This is a genomic window from Synechococcus sp. HK05 (assembly GCF_019104765.1).
Lineage (GTDB): Bacteria > Cyanobacteriota > Cyanobacteriia > PCC-6307 > Cyanobiaceae > Vulcanococcus.
The window spans coordinates 163,206-175,111 of the sequence record NZ_JAHRXJ010000011.1; the positions used below are offsets into that span (position 1 = coordinate 163,206).

An 11,906-nucleotide genomic window follows, 5' to 3' on the forward strand; every position below is an offset into this window, starting at 1 on the left:
ATGACGAGCATACAGTCGTTTTCTCATTCCGATCGCCAGTTTTGGCACAGCCAAAAAGTGTTGCTGACGGGTCATACAGGCTTCAAAGGGAGCTGGCTAGCTTTCTGGCTCAAGGAGCTGGGTGCTCAAGTCACCGGGGTAGCGTTGGAACAAGAAGGGCGCCCCAACCTCTTCGATCAGCTCCAGCTGAAGCGGCTGATTGACCATCGCGTAGGAGATATTCGAGATCCTGATTTACTGAAAGCGATTGTGAATGAAACACAACCCACCGTTGTGTTTCACCTTGCCGCGCAACCATTGGTTCGGCATAGCTACGAAGAGCCGGTGGCCACCTGGAGCACGAACGTGATGGGGACCATTCATCTGCTTGAGGCTCTCCGGCTACTCGATCAGCCCTGCAGCACGGTGCTAATCACCACAGACAAGGTGTATCGAAACAACGAGTGGGTCTATGGCTACCGCGAGAACGACCCCCTCGGTGGGCATGATCCCTACAGCAGCAGCAAGGCGGCCGCGGAGATCGCCATCGCCAGCTGGCGCTCCAGTTTTTGCGGCACGGCTCCCCATCAAACGCCGCATCTACGCGTTGCCAGCGCGCGTGCCGGAAACGTAATCGGTGGTGGCGATTGGGCCCAAGATCGAATCGTTCCTGATGCGATGCGTGCCCTCAGCCGAGGCGAAGCCATTGTGGTTCGCAACCCGAGAGCCACTCGCCCCTGGCAACACGTTCTGGAACCTCTCGGGGGCTATCTACAGCTGGCCGAGTACTTGTCCACATCCGCAGAGTACTCTAGTGCATTCAATTTCGGTCCGCACCTCGAGGCGAACCGCCCAGTACGTGAGCTGGTTGAAGAGGCACTGCGCCACTGGCCCGGAGCTTGGCACGACCAGAGTGATCCCCATGCCTTGCATGAGGCCAGTCGTCTAAATTTGGTGATCGACAAAGCCCATCACCAATTAGGATGGGCTCCCCGTTGGGACTTTGCGACAACGGTAGAGCGCACCATTAACTGGTACCGACGCGTTCAGGACGGGCAGGCTTCTGCCCTTGAATGCTGCCGGGACGATCTGGCTGCTTTCCTCACCCCCTCTCCTGCGTGACATCCCTCACAGAGCTCAAAAGCCAGATCCTCAGCCTCACCCGCGATTATGCCCGACAGGCCCATGCGGCCTACCGCCCGGCTGCGGATCCGACTCGTTCCCCGTGGACCCAAGGGAGCCCGATTCCTTACGCCGGGCGTGTGTTCACGGAGACCGAGGTGGAGGCAGCCGTATCCGCCACTCTCGATTTCTGGCTCACACTGGGCTCAGAAGGCGCCGCCATGGAGCAGGAGCTGGCCGCCTTCTTGGGCATTCGCCACTCTCTGCTTGTTAATTCAGGTTCCAGCGCGAACCTGGTAGCAATCTCGGCACTCACCTCGGCCAAGCTGCCAGAAGAACGCCGGATCAAGCCCGGTGATGAAGTGATCACGGTTGCGGCGGGCTTTCCCACAACGGTGGCCCCGATCGTGCAGGTGGGTGCCGTGCCTGTATTCATTGATGCTGATCCAATAACCGGCAATGCGCGCTGCGATCAGCTAGAGGCGGCCTACATCGCAGGTAAAACCAAGGCCGTGATGATGGCCCACGCCTTGGGCAACCCCTTCGATCTGTCTGCCACCCTGGCCTTCTGCCAGAAGTACAACCTCTGGTTGGTGGAGGACAACTGCGACGCCCTTGGTTGCAGCTACTCGATGCCACGGCCGCTGGCCGAGAGCCTGGGCTTCAACGAAAACAGCCCTGGCCTTGATGATGGGCCGGATCGTGTTGTTCGCTGGACGGGGACCTGGGGCGACATCAGCACCCAGAGCTTCTACCCGCCGCACCACCTCACCATGGGTGAGGGCGGCGCAGTGAACATCGTGCGCGATCAGAAACTCAAGGTAATCGCCGAGAGCTTTCGCGACTGGGGCCGGGACTGCTGGTGCCCTAGTGGCATCGACAACACCTGCAATAAGCGCTTCGGCTGGCAGCTGGGAGAGTTGCCTGAGGGATACGACCACAAGTACACCTACAGTCACTTGGGCTTCAATCTCAAGCCGCTGGATCCTCAGGCGGCTATCGGCCGGGTGCAGTTGCGGCGCTTACCAGAGTTCATTGAGGCCCGCAAGCAGAACTGGGAGACGTTGCGCCGGGGCCTGTCGGCTCAGGAGGACGTCTTGGAATTCGCCCTGCCCACCCATGCAACCCACTGGGATCCGGAACAGGGCTTCTGCTGGGATAGCAGCGGTTGCCGCACCGATTGCTCCTGGTTTGGCTTCAAGATCGCCGTGAAACCAGGGGCGGCTTTCAGCCGTACGCAGCTGGCTCAAGAATTGGATCGCAACCTCATTGGCAACCGCATGCTTTTCGGCGGTAACCTGTTACGCCAACCAGCCTTTGTGCAGCTGCTCCATGATAATTCAGCAGCCTTACGAGTGGTAGGGGAGATGGAGGGCTCTGACGAAATTATGAAAAATACGCTTTTTCTTGGAACTTATCCGGGGTTGACGCAGGCAATGCTGACCAAGGAAGTGGAAACGATACAGACCTTCGCCCACAGCTTTTGCACGACTGGTAAACCTGTCTTTTAATTCATGATCGACGAGAAGCTGCTGATCTTTGGGGCCGGCTCACATGCACGCAAGCTGGCTGACTCCCTCCGTCGCAGAGGGGATAATGTGCTTGGTTTCGTTACTACTCACCAATCCGCCCTCAAAGAATTAGAAGGGCTTCCCGTGTTCACCTGGGAAACTGTGCCACATTACCTACGAGGTCAGTGCCCGATTGCCTGCGGCATCTTTAATCGGTCTGATGCCTATGACCAACTTGCTAAGACAATCCGGGCCAACGGCTTTAGCCGCATTCTCTGGCCTTGGGATTACTATCCTTACCTACACCACGATCTGGGCTGGTGTTACTGGCTCGATCCAAATCCCAGGCCGCCTTCTGCCTGGCGACAAGATTCAGATTACCAAGAAATTGTATCCAACCTGGCAGATTCTGAGAGCAGGAAAACACTCGACCGCATCCTGGCCTTCCGTTCGGGTAGCGATCTTGAATTCGCCTCATACACAAGCCACGAGACTCAATACTTCAATCCCCTTACGCTAGGCGCTCTGAATCCAGGAAAGCCAGTCTCTTTTCTCGATGTGGGCGCTTATAATGGCGATACACTCGAGTCGCTGATCCAATATGCTGAAGTTACCAAAGCAGTACTGATTGAACCTGACCCAGACAACTTGAATCTACTCAGCCTAAATCTGGATCGCCTGACTCGTCTTCATCAAGGCTTAAACCCTTATGTATTACCGGTTGGGGCGGGCGCTGAACATTGCTCGCTGAGCCTGTCTGGAGAGGGAGAGGCCACAACGGTCAGCATCAATGGTGACACCGACAGCAGAACAACCCGCTTCGCCACAATCACACCGATCGACAGCATCATGCCTGCTGAGTGTTTTGATTTTATCAAGGTCGATGTTGAAGGACACGATCTACAAGCCTTGCGAGGCATGCGAGAACTCTTGCACAGATCTCATGCTGTCCTCGCTATCTCTCTTTACCACCGCCCCTTAGATGTCGTGCATTTACCGCTGGCTGTGATCGATCTTCTAGATGGCATTCCCTATGAATATTTTATACGCCAGCACATGCATAACTCCTTCGATACTGTATTTTATGCGATTCCAGGAAGAGTGAAGCGATGAAAGTATCTGACTACGTTGCTCAGCGGCTGTCATTGCTTGGCATTAGAAGGTGTTTTTCAGTGACGGGTGGAGGTGCGATGCATCTCAATGACAGTTTTGGCGAAGCCAACGGGATTGCCTGCACCTATCTACACCATGAGCAAGCCTGCGCTATTGCAGCAGAGGGTTATGCACGTATTACAGGAAAACCGGCCGTTGTGAATGTCACCTCGGGGCCCGGAGCAATTAACGCACTCAATGGTGTTTTTGGCGCTTTCACAGACTCGATTCCGATGATTATAGTTTCAGGCCAAGTAAAAACCGAAACTCTACTCGAAAGAGTTGGCACTCTTCCGCTGCGTCAACTCGGAGACCAGGAGGCCCGATCCGAAGCTTACATCCCAGCTTTTGTAAAATCATTTCAATCTCTCCGCACTGCCGAGGAATGCATTGCGGCAATTGATCGTGCAATCCGATTGACCTCAAGCGGACGACCTGGTCCATGTTGGATTGAGATCCCCGTGGACATTCAGGGAAGCCGCTCTGCGTTGCTAAAGGACAACCTTCAGCAGCCCTTGCTCCATACAGCCCCGCAAGACCATGTCTCCACAGTTTCCGAAAAAGATCTGGCTGACTTCACCCACTTGCTGAGGCAGTCAAAGCGTCCCTTACTACTTCTGGGGACCGGTGTACGCCTTTCGGGAGCACAAAAAGAAGTACTGCAGTTCGCCGAATCTCTTCAGCTTCCCATCGTCACTGCTTGGACCCATGACATCATTGATAATAACCACGAACTATTCATTGGCCGCCCTGGCACCATCGGGACGCGACCCGGCAACTTTGCAGTTCAGACTTGCGATCTGTTGATTGTTCTTGGCTCTCGCCTAAATATCCGTCAAGTAAGCTATAACTGGGCAGCATTTGCCAGTCACGCATCTGTTGTTATGGTTGATATCGATGAAGCCGAACTTAAAAAGCCTTACCTAGATATCACATTGTCTATCCAAGCTGATATAAGGCATTTCATCACAGCAGCACAAGCATATCTGGCGACTTCATCACCCAACATCGCTTCTGAACAATCCTTAGGGCAGCGCCGCCAATGGGTTTCAAGGTTGCGCACAGTTGCTCTTGATCATGCTGCAACCGCAGCGGACTATCGGCAGCCTCCGTTGGGGAGCGGCATCAACCCATACCATTTCATTTTTGCGCTGGCACGTCATCTGAAGGGTCATGAACGCATCATCTGTGGGGACGCGACGGCCTGCATTGTTCCTTTTCAGATCCTTCCGCTACGTGACAAGCAGCGCATGTTCAGCAATAGTGGGTGCGCTTCTATGGGCTACGACCTTCCTGCTGGGATCGGAGCTGCCTTGGCGGCTCAGGATACTGGTGAGAGAGGATCTACAGTTGTGTTGGCAGGTGATGGCTCGTTGATGATGAATATCCAGGAACTGCAGACTCTGGCTGCTTCCAACCTTGATCTGCTGCTTTTTATTCTGGATAACAATGGTTATCTTTCGATTAAGCAGACCCAGTCCAACTTCTTTGGGCGTGAGCATGGGGCCTCGCCTGCCTCTGGTGTTACATTTCCCGACTTTGCCCGTGTGGCCGAAGCTTTCGGTCTGCCAGTTACCTTGCTAAACGATTACGGTGAGATTGAAAATACCCTGACGAATATATTACACGAGACGAGTGGTCCCCGTGTGTGCGTGGTCAAGCTCTATGAAGAACAAGAATTCGAACCACGCTTAAAGTCTAAAATTGTTGACGGTGTTATCCATACCCCCGAACTCGATGATATGTTTCCACATCTGCCTATCGAAAAGCTAGACTCAATACGCGCTTATCTACTCAGGTAGCTTCCAAACCTTTCAGTCGCCCGGACTTCCTACTGTGATCTCCCCCTCTGACCGTTTCATCTTTGAAAATCTCTTCGTATTAGAGCTTGCAAACAACCACTGGGGAAACCTAGACCGAGGTCTAAAGATTATTCGTGACTTTGCAACGGTTGCTCGTGTGAATTCGGTTCGCACGGCAATCAAACTACAGTTCCGTGACGTGGACAGTTTTGTACACCCGACTTTCAAGGGATATTCCGAGTCTCGATATATTAAGAAGACAGAGGCAACTAAGTTGTCCATCGATGAGTTCAAGGCCCTAATCGATGAAGTTGTGAAATGTGGCTGCGTTCCCATGGCAACTCCTTTTGACGAAGCTTCTGTTGATCTATGCGATACGTTTAATCTTCCCATTATCAAGATTGCCAGCTCAGACATCGCTACATGGCCCTTGCTTGAGCGTGTGGCGAAGCTTCGTAAGCCTGTAATCATCTCTACAGGGGGTGCTTTTGATAAAACTATTGATGAATGCGTTCGCTTCTTCGAGAATCGCAGTATACCTTTAGCGATTAATCACTGTGTCTCTCTTTACCCATCGCAGGACTGTGAGCTGGAGCTCAATCAGATCGATTACCTTCGTGAGCGCTTCCCTACTCATGTAATCGGCTTTTCTACCCATGAAATGACGGACTGGCAAAGCTCAATGCTGATCAGCTATGCCAAAGGCGCACGTACCTGGGAGCGCCATATTGATATTGATCATGATGGTGTCCCCGTAAGTCCTTACTGTTCTCTGCCACATCAAATTGATAGTTGGTTCAGAGCTTATCACAAGGCCGTTGAAATGTGTGGCGGCCCAAGTAATGGAAGGCGGAACATCACGGAGAAAGAGCGCCGCTACCTTGATGAACTAGTTCGTGGGATTTATGCCCGCCGCGACTTACCTGCGGGGTATGTATTCAACTCGGAGACTTTCGATGAAGACTTCTACCTAGCGATCCCATTGCACAAAGGACAACTTTCCTGCCGAGAAGTGATTAATGGGGAGAAGTTAGTTAAGGCAATTTTCACGGATGACATGCTTCTAGTGGACCATATTGACGGCCCCTACAACGAAAACCCCGTGTTGCGCCAGTTTATCCTCGACCGAGGCATTCAAGTCTAGTTTATCACTCTTGTGATTACCGGTTCTAATATCTAGATGAATATTTTGCTGACGGGTGGGACTGGTTTTTTTGGGAAGGCGCTGGTCCCCTGGCTTTTGTCCATGTTCTCCGCTACAGGATCAACGATCACAATTTTAAGCAGGAATCCCGAGTCTTTTCTGAGGCGAAATCCTCAATTCTATAAACACCAAAGTCTACGGATCCACGAAGGCGACATTCTACATATTGATTCTTTACCTCAATCTGATTCTTTCTCCCATATTATTCACGCCGCGACCGATTCTACATTTGGCCCATCACTTACGCCGCGAGAGCGTTTTGATCAGATCGTCATCGGAACTCGTAATTTGCTTGACTTTTCGGTCAGCAATCGAGCCCAACGATTCCTTTATGTAAGTTCTGGGGCAATCTATGGTCCTCAGCCAGAGGGCTTGCAGGGTTTTCCTGAGGATTGGATCGGAAGTCCCGTCATCTCTAATCCCGCCAATGCGTATGGCGTAGGCAAACTAGCTGCGGAGCATCTCTGCCATATTTACCGTTCGATGTATGAACTGGAAGTGGTAATCGCCCGTTGCTTCGCCTTCGTGGGGCGAGACCTCCCGCTTGACGTGCATTTCGCGATCGGTAATTTCATTCGCGATGCTCTCTTTGAAAAAGCGATCAGAGTATTTGGCGATGGTTCGGCAGTCCGAAGCTACCTTGATCAGGATGATCTAGCTCATTGGCTTACAACCATACTCACGGATGGTCGCAACGGTGAAGCCTACAATGTTGGATCCGATGAAGCAGTAAGCATTCGCGAATTGGCCAATCTCGTGCGTGACCTTGTGGCTCCAGAAAAACCAGTTATCATCGAAGGGGATATTCGTCTCTCCAGCACCCGGAATCGTTACGTGCCAGACATCAGCAAGGCACGTAAGGAGCTTTTCCTTAATGTGGGTGTTCCTCTTTCCCAGGCGATCCTCAACACTGCTGCTGCTCACATCCAACACGAATGCTGAGAATGCCAATATCCGCCACCCCATTGAAAAACAGGCAAACTGCAGTGCTCTTTGATCTGGATGGTACGTTAGTGAATTCATCAGCAGGAATTCTGGCTAGTCTTGATTATGCGTTCCGAGCGAATGGGACGTCACCAATAGCTGCACTCACAGATCTCATGGTTGGTCCGCCGCTGCATGAGATCGTCGAGTCCTTATGTCCAGAGATATTACCGTCAGGAATAGACATGATTATTGAGTCGTTCAAAGCTCATTACGACTCCATCGGTTACTTACAAACGACACCGTACGACGGGATAAATCAAATGCTAAATCGGCTCTTAGATGCGGGAATAATACTGGCTATTGTCACCAACAAACGTGCTCATCCAACAGAGCTAATTTTAGATCAGCTAGGATGGAACGACTGCTTTTCATACGTGTACTGTCCAGACTCTTTTCAGCCCACCCCTTCGCACAGAAAATCTGGATTGCTCCGGAAGATTATGCACGATAATGGGATTAACCCGCCAGATTGTGTCTACGTCGGAGACCGCAAGGAAGACTGGCATTCGGCCCGCGCAAATAACATACGTTTTGGATGGGTGGAATGGGGATACTGCATACAGAAGCCTGATTTTGATGATAATTCCTTCGTGCTTACAGTACCTGATGAGGAGATCATCCTCGACGCCATATGGAACGCTCCCGAACTCCGAAGAGAATCACTTGATGGAGGTGGCAAGCTCAATCAATAAATAAGGTGTTGAGGGTCACGAAATGTGGTTGGCTCTGGAGGCCAAGCATCTTCTTACAATCGTTATACAGATCGAATTGAGTCACAGTGCCAAATCATACCGTATATGACGTTCTCAAGAGGGTTTTGACTTTGTAATACAGACTTGGCGACAGGAAATGGGGCTAGAATTAATGATGGCTTTCAGCAGACCATGCAGCTGGGCACGGGATGCCACGAGGACTTGGTTTGGTTTCGCAGCCCCACGTTCCCATGGCTACATGCTCACCCATTGAGCTGAGACCCGTTCTTTTGCAAGGGGTCTCGCAGTTGTGTCGGTCAGTCAGGATCGCCGGTTCTGGCGGCGACGTGGAGGGAATCGACCATCACCTTGGCCGCCTCATCCCGCGACAAGGTCACCAGGAGCTGGCGCCACAACTGCCGCCAGCGGTCGGTCGGGAGCAGGTCGTTCTGAGGTGGGTGCCTCTTATTGGACAGTTCCGGCCCCTGAAAACGTTAACCCTGGGCAGGAGGAACAGGATTGAGCCTCAGTGTAGACCTCGTGGGGAGTTCTGCCTCCCAGAGCGCTGTGTGGCCTTACATGGCAGTACCTCCAGAGGAAGCGGGCCAGGCTGATCTCAGCGTGCCAACCATCGCTATAGGCGTGCAAGTACACCTCCTCGTACTTGACTGTGCGCCATAGCCGTTCCACCAGAATGTTTTCGTAGCAGCGTATCCTTCCTGACCGGCTGAACTTGATCTCCTCGGCCTGCAGCCTTGCCACGAAGTCGCCAGAGGTGAATTGGCAGCCCTGGTCGGAATGGAAGATCTCTGGTTTGCGATCCCATGCCAACGCCATCTCCGGGGCATCGAGACAGAACTCCGTGTCAAGGCTGGTGGAAAGCTTCCAGATGAGCACGTTTCTGGAGAACAGATCCACGATCGCCAGCAGGTAGAGGAATCCCTTCTGCAGCGGGATATAGGTGATATCGGTAGCACAGACCTGATCCACAGCCATGAACGTGCTGACATCCACAAGGCAGGGAAACCGCTCGGATGGATTTCCTGGGACTGTGTTTCGGGGCTTCTGGTAGATCGCCCGTAAACCCAAGCGGCGCATTAGGTTTCGCACCCGGTCACGAGTGATCGGGATTCCTTCTCTGGCCAGGTAGTCCACTATCCGGCGACTACCCCTGCAGGGATCCTCCAGGTATATAGCGTCGATACTGGCCATGATCCGTAGTGTCGATGCCCGCAACGGCATGGGCCTGTAATACAGCGTGGATCTGGGTAGGCCCAGAAGCGCACATTGGCGGCTGACGCTGATCGTGGGGTGCTCGTGATCGACCAGCTTGCGCAGTTCACGGGCATCAGAGCAGCTGAGATTTGTTTTGAGCCACTCCAGCTCCATCTGCAGCTTGCCGATCTGCTGGAACAGCTCTGCCTGCTTGGCCTGCCCTTCCTCCTTGTCCTTACTCTTCTTGCCCCTGGTGAACAGTTCGCTGGCACCGTCCAGCAGCTGACGCTTCCACTGACTCACCTGAATTGGGTGGATGGCGTGGTCGGCGGCGATCTCTTGGATCGTTTTGGGGCCACTGATCGCCTCCATGGCGACACGGGCCTTGAACTCGGGGCTGTGGGTGCGGCGCTTGCTCATCGGTGGGAGCCCCGATCAGGGGCGGCACCCCGCCTCAGAGGTTAACGATCGGGCCTGTCCAGAAAAACCAGTCCACCTTAGTTATTGGATCGAGTAGCAATGTAGACCAATATGCAAAAGCAGAACTAATCCAATACTGGAGGGACCCTCAAGCTATAGCCACTAAGTAGCCGCCAAGGATTGCCGCCTTCCATGCAAGCGTCCCGGCAATGCATATAACACTTGTGCCAGTATGCTAGCATGACCTTAACAGCAATGGTAGCAAAAGAATGTTTGACTTATCTATTGTGGTTCCGACCACGAAGGCCGATGGACACATAGGCTTCTGGCAGGATTTAAAAGGTGGGGCACTTAAAGACAGCTCTCTTCGAATACAGATAGTGGGACTGATAAATCTGCAAAGAGGTGACAGAGCCGGAAAGAGAATAGAACTCGAAATCGAAGGAAAGCATCAACTTGTCAAGGCGTATTCTACCAATTTTGCCCCGACATGCGAAGACAACCTGGCCCGCCTATTAGATTTTATAGGCATCCTTGGGAATCATATTATCATAATTGGAGATCATGACATTATACAGTGGGATTATATACCGTCGTTACTCCAGGTTTTCGATCAAGCAGATCCGAAACCTGCAGCCATTGGCATAGGAGTCCTGTTGCAAGAAGAAAAACCCGATGGAAGTTATATACGCATACATACACTGCCTGGGCTCAAGAGTGTGGAGTCAAACTCATTATTAGAAAGGACCCTGCAGAGGTTAGGATCTGGGCAGTCATTTCCACTATCAGCTGGTTACCCCGCACTCGTCGCACAATATGGACCTATGGACTGGGCAGCATTCATCGGGAACCATATCTTCACGCGAAACCATCTTTCGCGAATATTGAGTTTCAGGTTTACTTCTGCACTATATCGTCATGTTTACCAACAACTCAGCGCTAGCTACGCCAGCACTGCCTCCTACGCGGTCTTTGCGCTACCCGTCGTAATACGCAGATCTCGTCAGTTTTTTTATTCTGATAATGATACTGACAAAGAGAACGTACATAACTATAGATTTGAACAGTATCAAGGAGGAATTGGGCGATCAGCAGAGTTTCAATTGGCGCATCTTGATTCTCTGATAAGAGTTCCAGAGCCCCTATCTAGGCTTGTGCTCTGTTCTCGAGCAGTAGGAATCACTAGATCAGAAGACGGAATATTATTGTACAAGCAAGCACCATTTTGGCAAAAATCATTAGCTTGGTGCGTAAAAGGACTCCAACTATCCGCTGGTGGAGAGAGCTTCCATCTTAAAGAAGCAACGACCGCATGCTTTGCCCAGCAAGATATCAGAATAATTATGGACTACTTAAGCTTCGCAAGTGAACTGTATGATAAGGTCTTAGTTGAGATGGGATTAATCCCCAACAACTCAGAGTCTCGAGCGTGTTTCAATAAAGCTCTCCACTATCTTGGGATAGCTAATCAGGGCATGAATTATAATGAATATGCTTTGGACGCTGCCTTTTTCATTAACGAGTTGCTCGAAATGTCAAAGAGCCATTGCGACTTTGGCACAATCCCAACTCGAGCCTACAGTGCATATATATTAAATGGTAAACAGCCTTGATGAACAGTGAACATTCAGAGGATCGGGAAGCATCTACATTATCTAGAGAGTTTATCACGAACTGATTACTTCCTAAACGTGAGATTACTTGTTGTTCATGCGACTTCACCCATTCACTTTTAACAATCGGATAGGATTGTAGGCTGTACAATTAACACTCATACCAATAGGGACAGGCAAAAGGGAAGCAGTCACAAAGGTCTTCATCT

The 11,906-nt window shown here is 51.7% G+C and carries 9 protein-coding genes; 8 read left to right on the forward strand and 1 reads right to left on the reverse strand.

Annotation, left to right across the window (positions count from 1 at the left end):
- The 7 genes from rfbG to KUL97_RS10315 are packed head-to-tail and all read left to right on the forward strand — an operon-like array spanning nt 1 to nt 8,449.
- Nucleotides 1–1,101 (forward strand): CDP-glucose 4,6-dehydratase, encoded by a 1,101-nt coding sequence (gene rfbG, locus KUL97_RS10285; RefSeq protein ID WP_217796894.1) that lies wholly within the window; start codon nt 1–3, stop codon nt 1,099–1,101.
- Nucleotides 1,098–2,612, forward strand: coding sequence for a lipopolysaccharide biosynthesis protein RfbH (gene rfbH, locus KUL97_RS10290; protein ID WP_368656139.1), 1,515 nt, complete (start codon nt 1,098–1,100; stop codon nt 2,610–2,612). The genes rfbG and rfbH overlap by 4 nt, the downstream gene beginning before the upstream one ends.
- 3 nt (nt 2,613–2,615) lie before the next feature.
- A complete protein-coding gene (locus KUL97_RS10295; RefSeq protein WP_217796896.1) occupies nt 2,616–3,725 on the forward strand; it encodes an FkbM family methyltransferase in 1,110 nt (369 codons plus the stop codon).
- The gene (locus tag KUL97_RS10300; protein ID WP_217796897.1) at nt 3,722–5,566 is read left to right on the forward strand and encodes a thiamine pyrophosphate-binding protein; all 1,845 of its coding nucleotides are present in this window, start codon (nt 3,722–3,724) and stop codon (nt 5,564–5,566) included. The genes KUL97_RS10295 and KUL97_RS10300 overlap by 4 nt, the downstream gene beginning before the upstream one ends.
- 34 nt (nt 5,567–5,600) lie before the next feature.
- Nucleotides 5,601–6,710: an N-acetylneuraminate synthase family protein gene (locus KUL97_RS10305; RefSeq protein WP_217796898.1), complete on the forward strand. Its 1,110-nt coding sequence runs from the start codon at nt 5,601–5,603 to the stop codon at nt 6,708–6,710.
- Nucleotides 6,711–6,746: 36 nt separating this feature from the next.
- Nucleotides 6,747–7,712, forward strand: coding sequence for an NAD(P)-dependent oxidoreductase (locus KUL97_RS10310; RefSeq protein ID WP_217796899.1), 966 nt, complete (start codon nt 6,747–6,749; stop codon nt 7,710–7,712).
- 2 nt (nt 7,713–7,714) lie between these two features.
- Nucleotides 7,715–8,449 (forward strand): HAD family hydrolase, encoded by a 735-nt coding sequence (locus KUL97_RS10315; protein ID WP_217796900.1) that lies wholly within the window; start codon nt 7,715–7,717, stop codon nt 8,447–8,449.
- Between the two features lie 465 nt (nt 8,450–8,914).
- On the opposite strand, the gene KUL97_RS10320 is transcribed toward KUL97_RS10315, so the two are convergent.
- A complete protein-coding gene (locus tag KUL97_RS10320) occupies nt 8,915–10,084 on the reverse strand; it encodes an IS3 family transposase (protein ID WP_217796901.1) in 1,170 nt (389 codons plus the stop codon).
- Nucleotides 10,085–10,353: 269 nt separating this feature from the next.
- On the opposite strand from KUL97_RS10320, the gene KUL97_RS10325 reads away from it, so the two are divergent.
- The gene (locus tag KUL97_RS10325; protein WP_217796902.1) at nt 10,354–11,697 is read left to right on the forward strand and encodes a hypothetical protein; all 1,344 of its coding nucleotides are present in this window, start codon (nt 10,354–10,356) and stop codon (nt 11,695–11,697) included.
- Nucleotides 11,698–11,906: the final 209 nt, after the last annotated feature.

Bases quoted from the DNA above. Each gene is read 5' to 3' on its own strand.
- KUL97_RS10325 (WP_217796902.1), top strand. From the start codon at position 10,354: ATGTTTGACTTATCTATTGTGGTTCCGACCACGAAGGCCGATGGACAC.
- KUL97_RS10295 (WP_217796896.1), top strand. From the start codon at position 2,616: ATGATCGACGAGAAGCTGCTGATCTTTGGGGCCGGCTCACATGCACGC.
- KUL97_RS10310 (WP_217796899.1), top strand. From the start codon at position 6,747: ATGAATATTTTGCTGACGGGTGGGACTGGTTTTTTTGGGAAGGCGCTG.
- KUL97_RS10315 (WP_217796900.1), top strand. From the start codon at position 7,715: ATGCCAATATCCGCCACCCCATTGAAAAACAGGCAAACTGCAGTGCTC.
- KUL97_RS10320 (WP_217796901.1), bottom strand. From the start codon at position 10,084: ATGAGCAAGCGCCGCACCCACAGCCCCGAGTTCAAGGCCCGTGTCGCC.
- KUL97_RS10300 (WP_217796897.1), top strand. From the start codon at position 3,722: ATGAAAGTATCTGACTACGTTGCTCAGCGGCTGTCATTGCTTGGCATT.
- rfbG (WP_217796894.1), top strand. From the start codon at position 1: ATGACGAGCATACAGTCGTTTTCTCATTCCGATCGCCAGTTTTGGCAC.